This is a genomic window from Bradyrhizobium arachidis (assembly GCF_024758505.1).
In the GTDB taxonomy this organism is placed as follows: Bacteria; Pseudomonadota; Alphaproteobacteria; order Rhizobiales; family Xanthobacteraceae; genus Bradyrhizobium; species Bradyrhizobium manausense_C.
Window position 1 is genome coordinate 5,793,683 of the sequence record NZ_CP077970.1, and the last position, 19,761, is coordinate 5,813,443.

Below are 19,761 nucleotides of genomic sequence, written 5' to 3' on the forward strand. Positions count from 1 at the left end.
TTCAGATCGTCACCTGCGTGCCGACCTCGACGACGCGCCCGCTCGGGATCTGGAAATAGTCGGTGGCGTCGTTGGCCGAGCGGCTCAGCGAGATGAAGAGCCGGTCCTGCCAGCGCGGCATGCCGGAATGGGCGGCGGGCTTCAACGCCCTCCGCGACAGGAAGAACGAGGTCGACATGATGTCGAACTGCCAGCCGAGCTTTCGCGCGATCGCCAGCGCCTTGGGTACATTGGGCGACTCCATGAAGCCGAACTTCAGCGTCACTTTGGAGAAGGTCGGGCTGACCTGTTCGAGCTTCACCCGCTCGGCCGGATCGATGCGCGGGGTCTGCGCGGTCTCGATGGTGAGAATGACATTCTTCTCATGCAGCACTTTATAGTGCTTCAGACTATGCATGAGCGCGGTCGGGGCGCTGAGCGGATCGCTGGTCAGGAACACGGCCGTGCCGGGCACCCGCTGCGGCGGTCGCTTCTCCAGCATGGCCACGAGGTCGGCGAGCGGGAATTCGAGCTTGCGCGACTTCTCGAACAGGAGCCGGCTGCCGCGGCGCCACGTGTACATCAGCATGATCATAAGCGAGCCGAGCGCCAGCGGCACCCAGCCGCCCTCGAACACCTTGAGCAGGTTGGCGGCGAGGAAGGTCAGGTCCAGGAACAGGAACGGCGCGATCAGCACAGCGGCCGCAAGCGGCGACCAGCGCCAGACCTTCCAGATCACGACAAAGCCCATCATGGCCGTGACCACCATGGTGCCGGTCACGGAGATGCCGTAGGCCGAGGCCAGCGCGCTCGAAGAGCGGAACAGCAGCACCATCATGATCACCGCAACCAGCAGCAACTGGTTGATACGCGGGATGAAGATCTGGCCGGAATGCGCTTCAGAGGTATGGCGAATTTCAAATCGCGGCAGCAGACCGAGCTGGATCGCCTGGCGCGTCAGCGAATAGGCGCCGGTGATGACGGCCTGGCTCGCGATGACGGTGGCGATGGTGGCAAGCACGACCATTCCGCCACGGAACCAGCCTTGCGGGAAGAGCTGGAAGAACGGGCTCTCGATCGCCTTGGGGTCGGCCAGCACAAGCGCACCCTGCCCCAGATAATTCAGCGCCAGCGACGGCAGCACGATGAACAGCCAGGCGGTCTGGATCGGCCGCTTGCCGAAATGGCCGAGGTCGGCATAGAGCGCCTCCGCACCGGTCACGGCCAGGAACACCGCGCCTAACGTGACGAAACCGATGATGCCGTGGTGGAGCATGAAGGACACCGCGTAGAGCGGGTTCAGCGCCAGCAGCACCTGGGGCTGATGCATGATCGGGCCGATCGCCGCGAGCGCGATCACGGCAAACCAGACGCACATGATCGGGCCGAAGAAGGCGGCAACGCTGGCCGTGCCGCGTGATTGCACGGCGAAAAGGCCGAGCAGGATCACCACAGTCAGCGGAACAATGTAAGGCTCGAACGTCAGCGTGACGTCCTTCATGCCTTCGAGGGCCGACAGCACCGAGACTGCCGGCGTGATCACCGCGTCGCCATAGAACAGTGCGCCGGAAATGATGCCGAGCAGGACGATGACCGGCCCGCGTGTACCGAGGGCGCGCTGGGCGAGCGCCATCAGGGCGAGCGTGCCGCCCTCGCCGTTGTTGTCGGCGCGCAGCAGGATCACGACGTATTTCAGCGTCACCACGACGACGAGCGCCCAGAGGATCATCGAGATCACCCCGAGCACGGCGGCCTGCGTGGGAGCCCCTTCCATGCCCGATGCCGCCGTCACCGCCTCGCGGAACGCGTAGAGCGGGCTGGTGCCGATATCGCCATAGACGACCCCGATGCTGCCGAGCGTCAGGGCGCCAAAACCGGCCGTGGTGTGGGCTTCGCCATGCCCATTGGCCGCCACCGTTTCCGGGACGGGAATCGCGATGTCACTTGTCATGGGAGAGACTGATGGCCTCAAAAAATGCTTCACTGCACAATGGCAGAAGCGCGCGCGGGCTTATAGTCCTGCGCTACCGGCATAGCCTAGCGCGATTCTGGGTCTTTGCCATGCAAAATTCGCATAAGTCCGCCGTTTCGGTCAGATAGTGACCTGCGTTCCGACTTCAACCACCCGTCCGGTCGGGATCTGGAAATAATCGGTGGCGTCATTGGCGGACCGGCTCAGCGCGATGAACAGGTGATCCTGCCAGAGCGGCATGCCTGATTGCGCAGAGGCCTTCAGCGACCGGCGCGACACGAAGAACGACGTCGACATGATGTCGAACTGCCAGCCCTGCTTGCGCGCGATCGCCAGCGCCTTCGGCACGTTGGGCTGCTCCATGAAGCCGAACCGCAAACGCACCTTGGAGAACTTTTCGCTGATCTTCTCCATGCGGAACCGTTCCGACAGATCGACCCGCGGTGTCTGCGCGGTCTCGATGGTCAGGACCACGTTGTGCTCGTGCAGCACCTTGTTGTGCTTGAGATTGTGCAGCAACGCCGTCGGCACGAAGGACGGATCGCTGGTGAGGAACACGGCCGTGCCCTTCACGATATGCGGCGGCCGCTTCTCGAGGCTCTTGATGAGATCGTCGAGCGGGACCTCGATCTTGCGCGTCTTCTGCACCAGGATTCCGGAGCCGCGCCGCCAGGTCCATATCGTCCCCACCATGACCGCACCGAACAGCAGCGGCACCCAGGCGCCTTCCAGAAGCTTGAGCAGGTTGGCGCTGAAGAAGGTCATGTCGACCACGACGAGCGGCAGGATCACGGCGGCCGCAGTCGCGGCACGCCAATTCCACAACTTCCAGATCACGATGAAGCCCATGACGCCGTCAGCCACCATGGTGGTGGACACCGCGATGCCATAGGCCGAAGCGAGATTGCTCGGGGTGTGGAACAACAGCACCAGCAGCATTACGCCGATCAGGAGCAGCCGGTTGACCCGCGGCAGATAGATCTGACCGGCATGGGATTCGGAGGTGTAGCGCACCTCGAAGCGCGGCAAGAGGCCAAGCTGCACCGCTTGATAGACCAGCGAATAGGCGCCGGTGATCACCGCCTGGCTTGCGATCACGGTGGCCGCGGTCGCCAGCCCCACCAGCGGCAGCACGAGCTTCTCGGGCACCATGCGATAGAAGGAATTGTCGAGCGTGCTGGGATCGGACAGCACCAGCGCGCCCTGCCCAAAGTAGTTGATCAGCAGAGCGGGCAGCACGAAGAACATCCAGGCCGACTGGATCGGCTTGCGGCCGAAATGGCCGAGATCGGCATAGAGCGCCTCGCCGCCGGTCACCGCCAGGAACACCGCACCGAGCGTCACGAGCCCGATGGTGCCGTGCGACAACAGGAATTGAAGCCCATAATAGGGATTGATCGCCGCCAGCACGGACGGATCGTCGGCGATGTGAACGGCGCCCATCGCCGCAATCACGGTGAACCAGACAATCATCACCGGTCCGAAGGCGGACGCCACCAGCGCCGTGCCCTTGCTCTGGACCGCGAACAGCAGCGCCAGGATGAGGACCGTGAGCGGCACGACGTAGTGTTCGAGCGCGGGAGCCGCGAGTTTCAAGCCGTCGACCGCCGACAGCACCGAAATCGCCGGCGTGATCATGGAATCGCCGATGAACATGGAGGCGCCAACCACGCCGAGCGCGAGCAGGAACCAGGGACGCCGTCCCAGCGCGCGCTGGCCCAGCGCCATCAGAGAGAGCGTGCCGCCTTCCCCGTTATTGTCGGCGCGCAGCAGCAGCAGGACGTATTTGGTGGTGACGACGATCAGCAGCGCCCACAGGATCAGCGAGAGCACGCCGAGCACGATGACGCGCGACACCCCTTCGCCATGGGCCGCACCCTTGACAGCCTCGTGAAACGCGTAGAGCGGCGAAGTGCCGATGTCGCCGAAGACAACGCCGATGCTCCCGAGGGTGAGGCCCCAGAAACTCGAGGTGACCGTCCCCTCCTGGCCGTCGGTCGTGGTGATGCTGGCCGTCATCGTTGGTGGAAAACGCTGCTTCCCTGATTTTGATCCGCGCGCGTTTGGACGGTTCTCGGCCGCAGGTCAAGGGACCACCATAGCAGGCGCGTTCCGGCGCGCTGTGACGCAGAGGCCACGTTCGGCTAGGGGCGACGAAATGTCCTCAGGTAAAATGGTAGTGGAAAAAATCGAGGAGATTCAGGGCTTCAGATTAGGCGGCAGCGGCGGGTCCTCGCGCATCAGCGTGATGGTCACGCGCCGGTTGGCGGCCAGCGACGGATCGTCGGGAAACAGCGGCTGGGTGTCCGCCTTGCCCGATACCGAGAAGACGTGCGAGGGCGGCAGCCCTTCCCGCTCGAGGATCTGGCGCACGGCGTTGGCGCGATCGGACGACAGGTCGAAGGCGCCGTAGTCGCTGCGGTTCGGCACGTAGCCGGCCGCGGTATGACCGGCGATCGACACGCGCAATGGCGTCGCCTTGAGTGGGACCGCGAGCTTCTCGATCAGGCGGCGCGTGCGATCGTAAGGCACCTTGGAGCCGTCGGGAAACATCGAACGACCGTCCTGGTCCACGATCTCGAGGTTGAGCCCCTGCTTGGTCTCCTCGAACATGATGTGCTTGGACATCTCGGTGAGTTCCGGCATGTCCTGCAAGGCTTGGCGTAGCGAGGCTGCGGCGAGCGCGAATTCGCGGTCGACCTTGATCTTGGCGCCCGACTTGCGGTCGCGGTCCTGCTGGTCAGGCGTCGGCGTGTTGGAGGCGTCCTCGGGCTGGATGTGATCGACGTTCTTCAGCTTGGGACGCGTCGGCAGGCCGTCGGACTCGATGATGCCGGCGTAGCGCGCCTCGCTCTGCACGCCGAAAGCGTCGCGCATCGAGCCTGCGACGATCTTGAGCTTGTTGGCGTCCTGCGTCGAGAACGCGACGAGCATCACGAAGAAGCTCATCATCAGGCCCATCAGGTCGGCGAAGGTCACGAACCAGCCGTGACCGCCTCCGTGCGCATCGCCGCGTTTCTTCTTGGCCATGATTCAAACCCCCGGTGCGCGGCGTCAGGCCGGGACCGGTTCACCCTCGCCGTGGCGATGCTTCTCGGGCAGGTAGGCGAGCAGCATTTCGCGCACCAGGGTCGGGCTCTTGGAGTCGCGGATCATCAAAATGCCGTCGATGATGAGCGTGCGGTTGGTTTCCTCGTCCAGCAGCTTGCCGTGCAGCTTGTCGGCGATCGGCAGACAGAACAGGTTCGCGACCAGCGCGCCGTAGAGCGTCGCGAGCAGCGCGGTCGCCATGAACGGGCCGAGCTTGGAGGGGTCGGTCATGTTGGCGAACATCTGCACCATGCCGATCAGCGTGCCGATCATGCCGAAGGCCGGGGCGCAGTCGCCGATGGCGCGGTAGATCTTGCTGCCCTCGTCCAGATGCATGAGGAAGTTGTCGCGGTCGCGCTCGAGATTGTCGCGGATGAAGTCGAGGTCATAGCCGTCGGCGACGTAGCGGATGCCCTTGGCGAGGAACGGCTCGTCGGTCTCGACCTTTTCCAGACCAACCGGGCCCTGCTTGCGCGCGATCTCGGCGATGCGGGCGAGTTCGTCGACGAGCTCGTGGGCCGACAGGCGGCTCATGGTGAAGGCGAACTTTGCGCCGAGCGGCAGGCCGTGCAGCAGCGAGGAGAGCGGAAAGCGGATCATGGTGGCGGAGATCGAGCCGCCGAAGATGATGATCATGGCATGTTCAGAGATGAACATGTGGAGGTCGCCGCCCATGAAGATCATCGCGGTGATGACGATGATGCCTGCGATCAGGCCAACGCTCGTCATGATATCCATGGGAAACTCCAACGCTTACCCGAACGACCATCCGTCCTGGATGGTGATGCAGCCCACCGGCGCACCGCCCCGGAGGAACCCTAAATGGCTGCCATTAAAGACGCGTAAAGGTTAAACGCGGCCTGCCCCGCTCCGGCCACATCGCAGCGCTCGCCGCGCAGGCGAATTGCCGGCAAGGGACGGCGATCTCAACACTCTGCTAACCATTTACGGGGCCGGACCCGTAGAGCACCGTGTCCCTGCGGCAACGCGTGCTTGTGTGTTTGGGGAACGTAGCTGCCGCGCTCGTTGTTTCCTCACAGAGGCACACGATGTCTGTCTTCAGTCCCCATCGGATCCGTCAAAACGCTCCCTCGTGGGAGCCCTTTGGAATGTTGCTGCTGTTCTGCCTTCTCACCGCGGTCCCCGCAATTCTGATGCTGCATACGCTCGAACCGGAGCTCGTGCTCCCCGCGCTCAGCGGCCTGCTCTTCGGGGAAGCCTTGATCGCCGCGATCGTGGCGCGTCTGATCCACGCGCCCGGAAGCACGGCTGACGTAACCTGGTGGGATTTTGCCGGCGCATTCACTTTGATCGGTTGCGCCGCTGCGGTCTTCGGCGAGCCGGACCAGGCTGCCCTGTTCCTGGAGGCCGAGCAGCGCCCGGCCCCGCGACCCAGTTAGATGACGGCCAGCCGGCGCCGTCAGTGAATCTCCGCCGAACGCTTCAGCGCGGCCTTCAGCTTCTCCAGCGAGAAGTCGGGGCTGCGCGCGATCTCCAGGATCGGCGTCTCGCGGCGGCCGCAGAGCTCGGCAGCCTCCGGGAGCTTCGCGGCGACGTCGAGCGGAATGACGATCGCGCCGTGCTGGTCGGCGTGGATCAAATCGTCGGACTTCACGGTCATGCCGGCAACGCGCACCTCGCCGCCGAAGCTTTCCGCATGCACCCAGGCATGCGACGGGCCGATCGAGCCGGCGAGCGCCTGGAAGCCCGGGGCCCATTGCGGGATGTCGCGGATCGAGCCGTCGGTGATGACGCCGAGACAGCCGAGCGCCTTGTGCACGTTGCTCTGCACCTCGCCCCAGAACGCGCCGTAGCCGACGTCATGGCCGTCGATGTCCTGGATCACCGAGATGCGCGGACCGTGGCCGGTGCCGACATACTCGTAATATTCTATGCGGCGCCTGGACTGCTCTTCCGCCGGGAGCGAGGATTTCAGCACCGAGCGGATCGCGACCGTGCGCGCATAGCCGACGATCGGCGGCAGATCGGGAAACGGACAGACGAGCTGCTTGGTGGTGTAGCCGATCAGACGGCGCTCCGGCGCGACGATCTCCATGGCATTGCAGATCGTCGGCGTGTCGTAGCGGCCCAAAGCCTCGAGGACGGAAGCTGGCAGCGGCCCGGATGCGGTATCAGTCACGGCGTTCTCTCCCCTATTGGCCGCGGCTGTTCGCAAGCGCCGCAGACCCAAGGCGATATAGCCGAGATCGGGCGTCAGCCCAACGCGCGCGTCTTCATGGCAGATATCCGCGAGAGCTGCTCATAGCAGCCCTAAGGGGCGCGCTGGCGCAAAGTGGCGGATCAGTCCGTCCGCGCCGGCGAGCCAGTCGCTCGCCCCCAGTCCGGCAACTTGGCCTGCGTCAATAGCGCCATCGACGGAAGGCTGAACAGTGCGGACATCGCCTGCTTGTCCTTGAGGTAAAGCACCAGGGCCTTGTCGTCCGCGACCTGCTTGACGGAATAGACCTTCTCAATCCCCTCAATCAGCTTCCTGGAGTTGGTTCCGTCGGCCGCGACCGCCACAAGAGCAACGTTCGTATCCCTGTCGCCAACGATATGGAACGCGCCCACGGCCGTTCGCGCCTCCGCCACTCTGTCGAACATCCAATGGCTGCCGAGGATTTGCTGACCCGTGCCCTCGAACAGCCACCGGCTCTCGTTCGTCAAGATGTTCACGAACAGCACGTTGACATCGGAGCCATCACCATAGGATTGCCCGCGGTGCAACAAAGCTTCCACATAGGGTGTCCCCGTAATCACGCGCGGCGGCAGCAGGAGAAACCTGTTTGCTACGGCATCCCGCTCACCAACGTTGGTGACCCGGCGAGCGCGCATGTGGTCGTAGACGATTGTCGCAGCGGCAAAAAAGACGGACAGGACGAGAAGGACTGCAACCGTCGCAATTGCGATTGCATTGAACCGCCAGACCCGTCGGAAGAAGCGATCGCTCCGCCCCACAATGACTTCCTTTATGGCAGCTATCGGTGAGCGCCGACTAATGCAGCCGTTCAGGCCGATCGTCGTGCGGGGCTTCCGGCACGTTGGGCGCCATGGCCTGCGATGTTGTCGCAGCCGATGCCGCTTCGGACGGCGCAGGCGCTCCAACTGCCGCTGCGCGCGCCTGCTTCTGATACGACCTCCAGCCGAGCGGCAGGCTCAGCAGATACAGCACCGTGCCGGCCGAGAGGATGTGCCAGGGATAGCTGATCAGGAGCGCGATGAAAAAGATCACCGCCACGAACACCGGCAGCACCAGCTCCGGCGGCACCCGCATCCGCATGCTCTTGCCGGAGAACACCGGCAGGCGCGACACCATGAGGAAGGCAATCAGCAGCGTGTAGCCGGCCGTCAGGGCCGCGGGCCAGCGTCCGAGATCGAGGAACGCCGCGTAGATCGGCAACATCACGGTGATCGCGCCGGCCGGCGCCGGCATCCCCGTGAAGTAGTTGGCGGCAAAGGCCGGCTTGTTGGGATCGTCGATGCTCGCGTTGAAGCGTGCGAGCCGGAGACACATGGCGATCGCGAACACCATGGCCGCGATCCAGCCCGCATTGCGCAGCTCATGCAGCTGCCAGAAATACAGCATCAGGCCCGGCGCTACGCCGAAATTGACGAAGTCGGCGAGGCTGTCGAGCTCGGCGCCGAATTTGGACTGCCCCTTGATCATCCGCGCGATGCGGCCATCGATGCCGTCGAGCGCCGCCGCGAACACGATCGCGTAGACGGCGAGCGTCATCCGCCCCTCGATCGACAGCCGGATCGCCGTCAGGCCGGCGCAGATCGCCAGCAGCGTGATGACATTGGGCACCAGCATCCGCACCGGGATCGGGCGGAAGCGCCGGCGGCGCTCGGGATTCCTGAAATCGTAGGGCGTCATGGCTTTGGCCTCACTCCCCACGAGATATAGCAAGCCGCGGGCGGCTCCGCCAATGTGGCGGAACCCATCCTTTGGGCGATGTCAGGGATGGACCGAATGGTTAATTGACGCGATAGGTCCGCGCCAGGTCGTCCGAGGCCAGGTCGGCCAGCACCGTTTCGCCGGCAATCGCGGTCTGCCCTTCCGAGACCAGAGCCCTGGAGCCGACCGGCAAATAGACGTCGAGCCGCGAGCCGAATCGGATCAGGCCAAAACGCTCGCCGGCGCCGAGCGACTGTCCCTCCTTGACGAAGCAGACGATGCGCTTGGCCACGAGGCCGGCGATCTGGACCACGCCGATCCGACCTTGGGGCGTCGAGATGACGAGCGAATTGCGCTCATTGTCCTCGCTCGCCTTGTCGAGCTCGGCGTTGATGAACAGGCCGGGCCGGTAGGCGATGCGATCCACCCTGCCCGCCATCGGGCTGCGGTTCACATGGCAGTTGAAGACGCTCATGAAGACGGAGATGCGCGGCAGCGGCTTGTCGCCCAGCCCCAATTCCGCGGGCGGCAGCGCCATCGTGATCATCGACACCCGGCCGTCAGCCGGCGAGACGACCAGTCCGTCGCGGATCGGCGTGACGCGCGCGGGGTCGCGGAAGAACAGCGCACACCACACGGTGAGGATGGTGCCGATCCACCCGAGCGGCGACCAGAGCCAGAACAGGGCGAGGCTCGCCAGCGCAAAGCCGCCGATGAAGGGATAGCCTTCCTTGTGGATCGGCGGAATCTGCCGTTGGATCGAATCGAGAATGGACATCGCTATCTGCCGCCAGGGTTGATGGCGCGTGGACAGCCCCCGCGCGCCGGGAGAGCTTTAGGCCAGACCGGGGGCCGCCGACAAGGTCACTTCCGCGGCCGCAGGGGTCGTCAGGGCGTCGTCGACCGGCGGGGGCTCGCGGTTCGGCGCCTCGTTGGCGTCGTCCATCCTGGCGAGCTTTTCGCGTGCGGCTTCCGCTTCGCGCTGCCGGTTCCACATGCTGGCGTAAAGGCCGCCCATGGCGAGCAGTTGCGCATGCGTGCCGCGCTCGGCGATGCGGCCCTGCTCGAGCACGATGATCTCGTCCGCGCCGACGATGGTCGAGAGGCGGTGCGCGATCACGAGCGAGGTGCGGTTCTTCGAGACACGATCGAGCGCGCCCTGGATCTCGTGCTCGGTGTGGCTGTCGAGCGCCGAGGTCGCCTCGTCGAGCACCAGGATCGGCGGCGCCTTCAGCACGGTGCGCGCAATCGCCACGCGCTGCTTCTCGCCGCCCGACAGTTTCAGGCCGCGCTCGCCGACCTGCGTCTCATAACCCTTGGGCGCCATGCGGATGAAATGGTCGATCTGGGCGAGTCGCGCCGCCTCCTCCACCACGGCATCGCTTGCACCCCAGCGGCCGTAGCGGATGTTGTAGCGGATGGTGTCGTTGAACAGTACGGTGTCCTGGGGCACCATGCCGATCGCGGCGCGGAGCGAACCTTGCGTGACGTCGCGGATGTCCTGGCCGTCGATCAGGATTTTTCCGCCGGAGATGTCGTAGAGCCGGAATAGCAGTCGCGAGATCGTCGATTTGCCGGCACCGGAGGGACCGACAATCGCGACCGTCTTGCCGGCCGGCACCTCGAAACTGATCCCCTTGAGGATTGGCCGCGTCGTCTCATAGGCAAAGCGGACGTCCTCGAACCGCACGGTGCCTGCCGAGACCGTCAGCGGCCTTGCGTTTGGACTGTCCTTGATCTCGGGATCGCGCCCGAGCACGCCAAACATCTTCTCGATGTCGATGATCGCCTGCTTGATCTCGCGATAGACCATGCCCATGAAATTGAGGGGCTGGTAGAGCTGGATCATCATGGCGTTGATCAGCACGAAATCGCCGACGGTGTTGTGCCCGTTGCGCACGCCGATGGCGCACATCAGCATGGTCGCGGTCAGCCCCATCGTGAAGATCACCGCCTGCCCGGTGTTGAGCACCGCGAGCGAGGTGTAGGTCTTCACGCTCGCCTCTTCGTAGCGCTCCACCGAGCGGTCGTAGCGCTGGGCCTCGCGTGTCTCGGCGCCGAAATATTTCACGGTCTCGTAGTTGAGGAGCGAGTCGATCGCCTTGGTGTTCGCCTCGGTGTCGGAATCGTTCATCTTGCGGCGGATGCCGATCCGCCACTCCGTCGCGATGTAGGTGTAGTACATGTAGACGACGACGGTGATCAGCGTCGCCACCACGTAGCGCCAGTCGAACTGCCAGAACAAGACGCCCATCAGCAGCGAGACCTCGACGATGGTCGGGATCAACTGCAGGATCACCATGCGCACGATGACCTCAATGCCCTCGCGTCCGCGCTCGAGCACACGCGTCAACCCGCCGGTCTTGCGCTCCAGATGGAAGCGCAGCGACAATTCGTGCATGTGCACGAAGGTGCGGTAGGCGAGCTTGCGCACCGCATGCATGGCGACGCGGGCAAAAATGCCATCGCGCCATTGCGTGAGCACGGCCATCAGGATACGCGTTGCGCCATAGCTCGCGGTGAGCAGCAGAGGCGAGGCGATCACCCAGAAGTGCCAGTTGTCCGCCGCCACCGGCGCGGTGTTGGCGCCTGTCAGCGCGTCGGTCGCCCATTTGAAGGTGAACGGCACCACCAGCGTCGCGAGCTTGGCGACGAGCAGCAGCACCATCGACCAGACCACGCGCATCTTCAGGTCAGCGCGATCGCTCGGCCAGATATAGGGCCACAGATGCGCGAGCGTCCCGAACAGCGTTGCCTTCTCCAGCGACGTACCGGCGGGATCCGGCGCGTCGCCGCCGCCGTGAGACGAGTGAGGGTGAGCCATACGAAGCCTTGGGGCCAAAACCTTGGCGACCCGCCGGATGCGGGCTGCGTTGCGATTAGCGATTTTCGCCCGTCATATAGAGACTTCTGGTCGCGAGCGCACCCCGCCAGGTGTCTATTCCCTCATTGTTTGTCGTCGTTTACCGGTAGATTCCCGGTTACCGGCGAATCACCGATTGGACTTGACGCCCTTTCGCTGCAATGCATCATGGCACCAATGAGCACTCTCAAAACCGTCTGCGTCTATTGCGGCTCCGGCCCCGGAACCAATCCCCTCTTCATCGAAGCCGCGAAGGCGTTCGGCAAAGCGCTTGCCGACAACGGCGTCCGCCTGGTCTATGGCGGCGGCGCGGTCGGCCTGATGGGCGCAGTCGCCGACGCCGTGCTCGACCATGGCGGCCTGGTCACCGGCATCATCCCGGACTTCCTGCGCAAGCGCGAGCACGCCTTGAGCCGCGTGCAGGAGATGATCGTCACGCCCGACATGCACGAGCGCAAGCGGCTGATGTTCGAGCGCTCCGATGCGTTCGTCGCGCTGCCCGGCGGCGTCGGCACGCTGGAAGAGCTGGTCGAGCAACTGACCTGGAAACAACTCGGACGCCACGCCAAGCCGGTACTGCTCGCCAATATCGACGGCTTCTGGGAGCCCTTGTTCTCGCTGCTGTCGCATATGCGCCAGACCCAGTTCATCCGCGCCGGCTTCACGGTCGACATCCTCAAGGCCGATCGCGTCGAGGAGATCCTGCCCAAGCTGAAGACGGCTGCGGCGCAGGTCGCCGAGGCGGAGAAAAAGCTCGCGCCGGAAGTTGCGCACAAGCTGTAGAGATCAGTCAGCCGGAAACGTAACGGCCTCGATCCGGTTGCCGTCGGGATCGACGATGAAGGCCGCATAGTAACGCACGCGATCATGCGGGCGGATGCCCGGCGCACCGTCGGACGCACCGCCCGCAGCAAGCGCCGCCGCGTGAAACGCATCGACGTCAGCCGTGGTCTTCGCGCGCAGGCAGATGTGCACTCCGCTCTCGGGCGGAACGCGCGGCATGCCGGCGCGCAGGTTGATCCAGAATTCAGGATAGGCCTTGCCGAAGCCGACCGTCGCCGGCCGCGTCACGAGGCGGATGAGGCCGAGGGTCGCAAGCGTCGCCTCGTAGAAGCGCGCGGAGCGTTCGAGCTCGCTGACCCCGACGGAGATGTGGTCGATCATTTGCTCCCCTGTCTCCCCCGTCATTGCGAGCGCAGCGAAGCAATCCAGGGCCGTCTCCGCGGAAAGATTCTGGATTGCTTCGCTGCGCTCGCAATGACAGCGTTTGTGGCTGCGTCCTGCCCTACGCCGGCGCGCCCGACTTCACGAGCTTGTAGATCACCGAATCCATCAGCGCCTGGAACGAGGCGTCGATGATGTTCGGCGAGACCCCGACCGTCGTCCAGTTGTCGCCGTTCTCGTCCTCGCTCTCGATCAACACGCGCGTGACCGCGCCGGTGCCGCCATTGAGGATACGCACGCGGTAGTCGATCAGCTTCAGGCCCTCGATGTACTTCTGGTATTTTCCGAGGTCCTTGCGCAGGGCCACGTCGAGCGCGTTGACGGGGCCGTTGCCTTCCGCCGCCGAGATCAGCCGCTCGCCGGCGACGTCGACCTTGACCACCGCAAGCGCGACAGTGACGCGCTCGCCGAGCGCGTTGTAGCGCTGCTCGACATTGACGTCGAACTGCTCGACCTTGAAATATTCCGGCACTTTTCCGAGCGTGCGGCGCGCCAGGAGATCGAACGAGGCGTTGGCGGATTCATAGGCAAAGCCTGCGGCTTCGCGCTCTTTCAATTCCTCGACCAGCCGCGTCAGTTTTGGATCGCTCTTCTCGTAAGCGATGCCGGCGCGGTCGAGCTCGGCGATCACGTTGGAGCGGCCTGCCTGGTCTGACACCAGCACCTTGCGATGATTGCCGACGAGCTCCGGCAAGACGTGCTCATAGGTCTGGGGATCCTTGAGCACGGCGGAAGCGTGAATGCCGGTCTTGGTGACGAAGGCGCTTTCGCCGACATAGGCCGCGTGGCGGTTCGGCGCGCGGTTCAGCATGTCATCGAGCGTGCGCGAGACCTTGACGAGGCCTGCGAGCTTCTCCGCGGTGACGCCGATCTCGAAGGCGTCGGAAAACTCTTTCTTCAGCTTGAGCGTCGGGATCAGCGAGCAGAGATTGGCGTTGCCGCAGCGCTCGCCGAGGCCGTTGAGCGTGCCCTGGATCTGCCGCACGCCGGCACGCACCGCGGCGAGCGAATTCGCCACCGCCTGCTCGGTGTCGTTATGGGCGTGGATACCGACGTGATCGCCCGGGATCTGCTTGAGCACGTCGGTGACGATGGTCTCGACCTCGTGCGGCATGGTGCCGCCATTGGTGTCGCACAGCACCACCCAGCGCGCACCGGCATCATAGGCAGCCTTCGCACAGGCCAGCGCGAAGGAAGGATCTTCCTTGTAGCCGTCGAAAAAATGCTCGCAGTCGAGCATCACCTCGCGCCCCGCGGCCTTCGCCGCCGCGACGCTGTCGCGGATCGAGGCGAGGTTTTCCTCTTTCGTCGTCTCGAGGGCGACGCGCACCTGATAGGCGGAGGATTTTGCCACGAAGCAGATCGCATCGGCCTTGGCTTCCAAGAGCGCGGCGACGCCGGGATCGTTCGACACCGAGCGTCCCGCCCGTCGCGTCATGCCGAAGGCGGTGAAGCGCGCGTGATCGAGCTTTGGCTTGCTTGCGAAGAATTCGCTGTCGAGCGGATTGGCGCCGGGATAGCCGCCCTCGACATAGTCGATGCCGAGGTCGTCGAGCATCGAGGCGATCACCTGCTTGTCTGTCAGCGTGAAGTCGACGCCATTGGTCTGCGCGCCGTCGCGCAGCGTGGTGTCGAACAGATAGAGGCGCTCCTTGCTCATTGCGACGCTCCCGACGCGGGCGAGGCACCGAGCGTCTTCTTCATGGTGGTATTGGCGAGCCATTCGTCGTTGACGGTGACGCTGTTGCGCTGTTGGGCGACGTAGCCGCGCTTGGCGAAAAAACCCTGGGCGGTGTCGCTGGCATCGACCGTGAGGCTGGTCGCGCCGCGGCCGCCGGCGAGCTTCTCCAGCGCATCGACCAGCATCGTGGCGACGCCCTGCCCGGCCACGCTCGGGTGCACATAGAGCATGCGGATGTGGTCCTTGCCGCGCAGCGAGGCAAAGCCCACCGGCGAATTCTGCACCGTTGCGATCAGCGTCAGGTCGGCGGCGAGCCGTTTGCCGAATTCAGCCTCGTCCTCGGCCACCGCAATCCAGGCTTCCTGCTGCGCCTCGCTATAGTCGTCGCCGGTCAGCTCCTCGATCGCCGCGGCGAAAATTGCAGTGAGCATCGGCACGTCGCTCGGCAGGAACGGTCGCATCGCGGGTTTTGGCAAACTCTGTCCCATCATCGTCACCACATGCCGTACAGCTTCAGCGCCAGCGCAAGCGCGCCGGCGAGCAGCAGGATCTTGAGCGCGATGTAATAGAGCCAGTGCCTGGGAAACGGCGTGTCGGGTCGCTTCATCGCGAAAACTCCCAGGTCGTGCCGGCCTTGGAGTCCTTGATCGCGACGCCCATGGCGGCGAGCTGATCGCGGATGCGATCGGACTCCCCGAAGTCCCTGCGCGCGCGGGCCGCCGTGCGCTCGGCGATCAGGCGTTCGACCTCGCCCGCATCGACACCGCTCGCCTGCCGCTTTCGCCCTTCCCATTCGGCAACGCTCTCGGAGAGGAAGCCGAGCAGCCGTAGCGAGCCCGAGAATCCGCCGCCCGAGCCGGAGTCGTTGCGCAAGCCATGCAGCGCCGCGATCATCTGCGGCGTGTTGAGATCGTCGAGCAGCGGCTCGATCACGGACGCAGCCGGCTTACCGGCCGGCACCTCGGCTGCGACGCGATACCAGTCGTCGAGCGTCTTCGAGCTCTCCTCGAGCGATTTCAGCGTCCAGTCGATCGGCGAGCGGTAATGCGTCTTCAGCATGTTCAGGCGGAGCACCTCGCCCGGCCAATCCGCCAGCAGGTCGCGAATGGTGACGAAGTTGCCGAGGCTCTTCGACATCTTCTCGCTCTCGACCTGGAGGAAGCCGTTGTGCATCCAGTAGTTGGCCATGCGCGGCTGATGGAACGCGCAGCAGCTCTGCGCGACCTCGTTCTCATGATGCGGAAACACGAGATCGATGCCGCCGCCGTGGATGTCAAAATGTTCGCCGAGATGCTTCCAGGCCATGGCCGAGCACTCGATGTGCCAGCCCGGGCGCCCTTGCGCGGTGATGCCGGCCGGCGACGGCCACGACGGCTCGCCCGGCTTTGACGGCTTCCACAGCACGAAATCGGTGTTGTCGCGCTTGTAGGGCGCAACGTCGACGCGGGCACCGGCAATCATCTCGTCCAGCGAGCGGTTGGAGAGCGCGCCATAACGCGGCAGCACGGAGTTGGCTGCATTCATCGCCTGCGGCGAGAACAGCACGTGGTCCTCGGCGACATAGGCAAAGCCGCCGGCGACGAGCTTTTCGATGATCTCACGCATCTCGGCGATATGCTCGGTCGCGCGCGGTTCGACGTTCGGCCGCAACGCGCGCAGCGCATCGACGTCGGCGTGAAACTGCCGGCCCGTTTCCTCCGTGACCTTGCGGATCGCCTCGTTCAGCGGCAGGCCGGGATAGTCCCGCGCGGCGCGATCGTTGATCTTGTCGTCGACGTCGGTGACGTTGCGGACATATTTGACGTGCGCCTCGCCATAGAGATGGCGGAGCAGCCGAAACAGCACGTCGAACACGATCACCGGCCGCGCATTGCCGATATGGGCGAAGTCATAGACCGTCGGTCCGCAGACATACATGCGGACGTCCTTCGGATCGAGCGGCACAAAGGGCCGCTTTTCCCTCGTCAGCGTATCGTAAAGGCGCAATTCCATATGGATACCCATCGGCTGTTGGCCGGGCGTCCAGGGCTCTCAATGTGTTTTGAGAAAAGACGGCTCCAGCCAGCGAATCGCTAGCTCGTAATCTCGCGGCAAATGCCACAAATGGCGAGGAGACCGTTCATGCGGAACATATGGGCCAGAGAGGGGCTCGCCGTCAAGTCAGCCGCGAAAAAGCCGCTTTCTCTGCCCAAACGCGCCCCGCCCGCCTTCAGGGTTAATCATCCTTAACCTTTTGAGTTTATTCGTCTGCGGGCGGTTCCTCTCATTCTCGGTGCACCATGCGATCCCTTCTCGCGCCCGTTCTCTGCACCTTCATCGTCGCGGCTTCGGCCGCGTCGGCCGAGACCCGCGTCTTCATCATTGCCAACCAGGCCGACGGCTACGGCGTCGACCAGTGCCTGGCCAAGGGTGACAAGTGCGGCGCGCATGCCGCCCGTGCCTATTGCCAGTCACGCGATTTTGCCCAGGCCTCGGCCTATCGCCGGATCGATCCCGACGAAATTACCGGGTCCGTCCCCAAATCCGGCGCAAACTGCTCCCATGGCCATTGCGAGGACTACGTCGCAATCACCTGCCAGCGCTGAATTCTCTCGGAACTGGTAGGCTTTAAGGCCACACCTGCGCCCCGAAACGACGTGACGATGTCAGAAGAAGCGGGTATTGGAGGGCGCGCACGGACCACGCGGCCGTGACATCGCTAGAATGGCGGATATGCCGGAATTTTTGTCTCTCTCTCGTACTCGTCCCATGCTTGCTTGCGCCGTGCTGCTCAGCACGCTCGCGCTCGGCACGTCCGCCTTCGCGCAGGCCGGTCCTCCCGGAACGCCGCCGCCGGGCGCCGCCGCCCCGGCCGGCAATCCGATGTGCGCACGGCTCGAGGGCCAGCTCGCCGCGCTCGATCGCGGCGGCAGCAGCGATCCCGCCAAGGACGAGCAGATCCGCCGCTACCAGGATTCGGCGACCCGGCAGCAGGCTGAGCTCGACCGCGTCACCGTGCAGGCCAAGCGCATGGGCTGCGAAAGCTCAGGCTTCTTCTCGCTGTTCAGCGGCCAGTCGGCGCAATGCGGTCCGGTCAACACCCAGATCCAGCAGATGCGCGCCAATCTCGACCAGATCACCACCAATCTCGAGCGGCTGCGCTCCGGCGGCCCCGGCGGGTTCAGCCCCGAACGCGACAACCAGCGCCGCTCGGTGCTGCTGGCGCTCGCACAGAACAATTGCGGCCCGCAATATGCCAATGCCGCGCAGTCGCAAGGCCCCGGCAACTTCCTGACCAATCTGTTCGGCGGCGGCAACAACAACGCCAATCCCGCCGGTGCACCGCTCGGCGATCTCGGCCCGCCATCCGGCACCTATCGCACGGTGTGCGTGCGCACCTGCGACGGCGCCTATTTCCCGGTCTCATTCGCGACCGTGGCGGCCCGCTTCCCCGATGACGAGAAGGCCTGCAAGGCGCTGTGCCCGGCAACGGAAGCCGCCCTCTATGCCTATCGCAACCCCGGCGAGGACATGAACGCGGCGGTCTCGGTCAGCGGTCAGCCCTACACGGCGCTGCCCAACGCGTTCAAATTCCGCAGCGCGTTCGACCCGTCCTGCTCGTGCAAGGCGGCGGGCCAGAGCTGGGCGGACGCGCTCAAGTCGGCCGACGACAAGGCCGCCGTCGAGCAGCAGGGCGACATCATCGTCACCGAGGAGAGCGCGAAGAAGATGCAGCAGCGGCAGCTCACCAAGGGTGCGCCTGCCAACGCCAAGAAGGGTGCAACGGTGCCGCCGACCGCGACCAACGCACCGGCGACGCCTCCTCCGGCCGACACCGCGGCGACGCCGTCGGAAAACAAGCCGATCCGCTCGGTCGGCCCGACCTTCATTCCGCAGCAGCAGAAGTAGGCCGTTACTCGCGGCCGCTAGGTGCGGCCGTTTCACTTGTTACTGCTCGCCCTCGCGGCTCCAGGGGAAAAGATTGGCCGGAAAGTCCGCTGCGTAGCGCCTTCCCTTCGGCGGCGGTGGCAGCTCGTCCGGTGGATTCGGATTCGGCTCGACCACCCGCCGATAGAGGTGCCAGGTGGCATGGCCGAGCACCGGCAGAACGACAGCGAGACCGACAAAAAGTGGTAGCGAGCCGATCACGAGCAGCGCTGCCACGATGAGGCCCCAGCCGGCCATCGCAACCGGATTCGCCGCCACCACTCGGAGCGACGTGCGGATCGCATCGATCGCAGTCGCATGCCGGTCGAGCATCAACGGAAATGCCACGACGCTGATGCACAAGGCCACAACCGCAAACAGGAAGCCGACACCACAACCGACGATGATGAGCGACCAGCCTTCCGGTGTCGTCAGCACGCGCGTTGCGAAGTCGGGAATGGTTGCGGCCGCCGCGTGACCGAAGATCGTGACGTAGATTGCGTTCGCGACACCGATCCAGGCCCCGAACAGGACGAGCAGGAGCAGCCCGAGCTCAAGCATGGCGCCGAACGACGGTGCACGCAGGACCTTGATCGCGTCCCATGCATCGACCTCCTCGCCGCGCTCGCGGCGACGGCTGAGTTCGTAGAGACCGATCGCGGCAAAAGGGCCGATCAAGGCAAACCCGGCGGCCAGCGGAAACAATAGCGGCAGAACCGAATAGCCGAGAACCATCCTGAACAGGACGAGACCGAGAACGGGATAAATCACGCACACGACGAGCGCGTGACTCGGCATCGCCTGGAAATCCTCCCAACCCAGGCGCAGCGCCTCGGTCAGGTCGGACAAGCGGATCTTGCGAACGGGATAGGAGGCCGATTCGCCGAATACGTGCCGTCTGATGATGTCGTGGGAGTACAGAGTGGCCATGAACGGACCCTCCCGTGCTGAAAATCGCGGTTCGATAACACGCGCTTTCCAGCCACGCGTGTCCGCCTGACGAGCGGGAAACGCGAGGGGTCGAGTACGGCAACCCAGGTTCAGCGAAACGAGCCTGGCCGGACGGAACCCGTCGCGACCTGCCTCGCAAGCTTAACGCGCACGGGGCACGGGTGCACTCACGGTTCGGTGAATGGTGCATCTGCACG

The 19,761-nt window shown here is 64.6% G+C and carries 18 protein-coding genes; 4 read left to right on the forward strand and 14 right to left on the reverse strand.

Annotated features, from left to right (window positions below):
• Window position 1 precedes the first annotated feature (1 nt).
• From KUF59_RS26940 to KUF59_RS26955, 4 genes are all read right to left on the reverse strand, one after another.
• Window positions 2-1,930, reverse strand: a complete 1,929-nt coding sequence (locus tag KUF59_RS26940; protein ID WP_212459121.1) for a potassium transporter Kup — start codon at window positions 1,928-1,930, stop codon at window positions 2-4.
• Window positions 1,931-2,071: 141 nt separating this feature from the next.
• Entirely contained in the window at window positions 2,072-3,970 is a 1,899-nt protein-coding gene (locus KUF59_RS26945; RefSeq protein ID WP_212459122.1) for a potassium transporter Kup, read from the reverse strand.
• 180 nt (window positions 3,971-4,150) lie between these two features.
• Window positions 4,151-4,981 (reverse strand): OmpA/MotB family protein, encoded by an 831-nt coding sequence (locus KUF59_RS26950; RefSeq protein WP_212459123.1) that lies wholly within the window; start codon window positions 4,979-4,981, stop codon window positions 4,151-4,153.
• Window positions 4,982-5,005: 24 nt separating this feature from the next.
• Window positions 5,006-5,779 (reverse strand): motility protein A, encoded by a 774-nt coding sequence (locus KUF59_RS26955; protein ID WP_212401036.1) that lies wholly within the window; start codon window positions 5,777-5,779, stop codon window positions 5,006-5,008.
• A 371-nt stretch (window positions 5,780-6,150) separates the two neighbouring features.
• On the opposite strand from KUF59_RS26955, the gene KUF59_RS26960 reads away from it, so the two are divergent.
• Window positions 6,151-6,441, forward strand: coding sequence for a hypothetical protein (locus tag KUF59_RS26960; RefSeq protein WP_212459124.1), 291 nt, complete (start codon window positions 6,151-6,153; stop codon window positions 6,439-6,441).
• A 20-nt stretch (window positions 6,442-6,461) separates the two neighbouring features.
• Here KUF59_RS26960 and KUF59_RS26965 read toward each other — a convergent pair whose 3' ends face one another.
• From KUF59_RS26965 to KUF59_RS26985, 5 genes are all read right to left on the reverse strand, one after another.
• Entirely contained in the window at window positions 6,462-7,181 is a 720-nt protein-coding gene (locus KUF59_RS26965; protein WP_212459125.1) for an RraA family protein, read from the reverse strand.
• Window positions 7,182-7,342: 161 nt separating this feature from the next.
• Window positions 7,343-7,999 carry a hypothetical protein gene (locus KUF59_RS26970; protein ID WP_212459126.1) on the reverse strand — a complete coding sequence of 219 codons (657 nt, stop codon included), beginning with the start codon at window positions 7,997-7,999 and terminating at the stop codon, window positions 7,343-7,345.
• A 37-nt stretch (window positions 8,000-8,036) separates the two neighbouring features.
• Window positions 8,037-8,918 (reverse strand): CDP-alcohol phosphatidyltransferase family protein, encoded by an 882-nt coding sequence (locus KUF59_RS26975; RefSeq protein WP_212459127.1) that lies wholly within the window; start codon window positions 8,916-8,918, stop codon window positions 8,037-8,039.
• 100 nt (window positions 8,919-9,018) lie between these two features.
• The gene (locus KUF59_RS26980; protein ID WP_212459128.1) at window positions 9,019-9,717 is read right to left on the reverse strand and encodes a phosphatidylserine decarboxylase; all 699 of its coding nucleotides are present in this window, start codon (window positions 9,715-9,717) and stop codon (window positions 9,019-9,021) included.
• Window positions 9,718-9,774: 57 nt separating this feature from the next.
• Window positions 9,775-11,763: an ABCB family ABC transporter ATP-binding protein/permease gene (locus KUF59_RS26985; RefSeq protein WP_258767234.1), complete on the reverse strand. Its 1,989-nt coding sequence runs from the start codon at window positions 11,761-11,763 to the stop codon at window positions 9,775-9,777.
• Between the two features lie 216 nt (window positions 11,764-11,979).
• On the opposite strand from KUF59_RS26985, the gene KUF59_RS26990 reads away from it, so the two are divergent.
• Window positions 11,980-12,585 (forward strand): LOG family protein, encoded by a 606-nt coding sequence (locus KUF59_RS26990; protein WP_212459130.1) that lies wholly within the window; start codon window positions 11,980-11,982, stop codon window positions 12,583-12,585.
• A 3-nt stretch (window positions 12,586-12,588) separates the two neighbouring features.
• On the opposite strand, the gene KUF59_RS26995 is transcribed toward KUF59_RS26990, so the two are convergent.
• From KUF59_RS26995 to cysS, 4 genes are all read right to left on the reverse strand, one after another.
• Window positions 12,589-12,966 carry a VOC family protein gene (locus KUF59_RS26995; protein WP_212459131.1) on the reverse strand — a complete coding sequence of 126 codons (378 nt, stop codon included), beginning with the start codon at window positions 12,964-12,966 and terminating at the stop codon, window positions 12,589-12,591.
• 121 nt (window positions 12,967-13,087) lie between these two features.
• The gene (gene cimA, locus KUF59_RS27000) at window positions 13,088-14,686 is read right to left on the reverse strand and encodes a citramalate synthase (protein WP_212459132.1); all 1,599 of its coding nucleotides are present in this window, start codon (window positions 14,684-14,686) and stop codon (window positions 13,088-13,090) included.
• Window positions 14,683-15,195 (reverse strand): GNAT family N-acetyltransferase, encoded by a 513-nt coding sequence (locus tag KUF59_RS27005; protein WP_212459302.1) that lies wholly within the window; start codon window positions 15,193-15,195, stop codon window positions 14,683-14,685. Before KUF59_RS27005 ends, cimA begins: the two co-directional genes overlap by 4 nt.
• A 115-nt stretch (window positions 15,196-15,310) precedes the next feature.
• Window positions 15,311-16,699: a cysteine--tRNA ligase gene (gene cysS / locus KUF59_RS27010; RefSeq protein ID WP_212459133.1), complete on the reverse strand. Its 1,389-nt coding sequence runs from the start codon at window positions 16,697-16,699 to the stop codon at window positions 15,311-15,313.
• Window positions 16,700-16,986: 287 nt separating this feature from the next.
• Here cysS and KUF59_RS27015 point away from each other — a divergent pair, with 287 nt between their 5' ends.
• Both KUF59_RS27015 and KUF59_RS27020 read left to right on the forward strand, forming a co-directional pair.
• The gene (locus KUF59_RS27015) at window positions 16,987-17,292 is read left to right on the forward strand and encodes a hypothetical protein (protein WP_212459134.1); all 306 of its coding nucleotides are present in this window, start codon (window positions 16,987-16,989) and stop codon (window positions 17,290-17,292) included.
• 118 nt (window positions 17,293-17,410) lie between these two features.
• Window positions 17,411-18,595, forward strand: a complete 1,185-nt coding sequence (locus KUF59_RS27020) for a DUF2865 domain-containing protein (RefSeq protein ID WP_258767235.1) — start codon at window positions 17,411-17,413, stop codon at window positions 18,593-18,595.
• 39 nt (window positions 18,596-18,634) lie between these two features.
• On the opposite strand, the gene KUF59_RS27025 is transcribed toward KUF59_RS27020, so the two are convergent.
• Window positions 18,635-19,543 (reverse strand): DUF2189 domain-containing protein, encoded by a 909-nt coding sequence (locus KUF59_RS27025; RefSeq protein ID WP_212459136.1) that lies wholly within the window; start codon window positions 19,541-19,543, stop codon window positions 18,635-18,637.
• Window positions 19,544-19,761 lie beyond the last annotated feature (218 nt).

Coding starts and splice junctions, on each gene's coding strand:
- KUF59_RS26940 (WP_212459121.1), bottom strand. CDS start 1,930: ATGACAAGTGACATCGCGATTCCCGTCCCGGAAACGGTGGCGGCCAAT.
- KUF59_RS26945 (WP_212459122.1), bottom strand. CDS start 3,970: ATGACGGCCAGCATCACCACGACCGACGGCCAGGAGGGGACGGTCACC.
- KUF59_RS26950 (WP_212459123.1), bottom strand. CDS start 4,981: ATGGCCAAGAAGAAACGCGGCGATGCGCACGGAGGCGGTCACGGCTGG.
- KUF59_RS26955 (WP_212401036.1), bottom strand. CDS start 5,779: ATGGATATCATGACGAGCGTTGGCCTGATCGCAGGCATCATCGTCATC.
- KUF59_RS26960 (WP_212459124.1), top strand. CDS start 6,151: ATGTTGCTGCTGTTCTGCCTTCTCACCGCGGTCCCCGCAATTCTGATG.
- KUF59_RS26975 (WP_212459127.1), bottom strand. CDS start 8,918: ATGACGCCCTACGATTTCAGGAATCCCGAGCGCCGCCGGCGCTTCCGC.
- KUF59_RS26980 (WP_212459128.1), bottom strand. CDS start 9,717: ATGTCCATTCTCGATTCGATCCAACGGCAGATTCCGCCGATCCACAAG.
- KUF59_RS26985 (WP_258767234.1), bottom strand. CDS start 11,763: ATGGCTCACCCTCACTCGTCTCACGGCGGCGGCGACGCGCCGGATCCC.
- KUF59_RS26990 (WP_212459130.1), top strand. CDS start 11,980: ATGAGCACTCTCAAAACCGTCTGCGTCTATTGCGGCTCCGGCCCCGGA.
- KUF59_RS26995 (WP_212459131.1), bottom strand. CDS start 12,966: ATGATCGACCACATCTCCGTCGGGGTCAGCGAGCTCGAACGCTCCGCG.
- cimA (WP_212459132.1), bottom strand. CDS start 14,686: ATGAGCAAGGAGCGCCTCTATCTGTTCGACACCACGCTGCGCGACGGC.
- KUF59_RS27005 (WP_212459302.1), bottom strand. CDS start 15,195: ATGGGACAGAGTTTGCCAAAACCCGCGATGCGACCGTTCCTGCCGAGC.
- cysS (WP_212459133.1), bottom strand. CDS start 16,699: ATGGAATTGCGCCTTTACGATACGCTGACGAGGGAAAAGCGGCCCTTT.
- KUF59_RS27015 (WP_212459134.1), top strand. CDS start 16,987: ATGCGATCCCTTCTCGCGCCCGTTCTCTGCACCTTCATCGTCGCGGCT.
- KUF59_RS27020 (WP_258767235.1), top strand. CDS start 17,411: ATGGCGGATATGCCGGAATTTTTGTCTCTCTCTCGTACTCGTCCCATG.
- KUF59_RS27025 (WP_212459136.1), bottom strand. CDS start 19,543: ATGGCCACTCTGTACTCCCACGACATCATCAGACGGCACGTATTCGGC.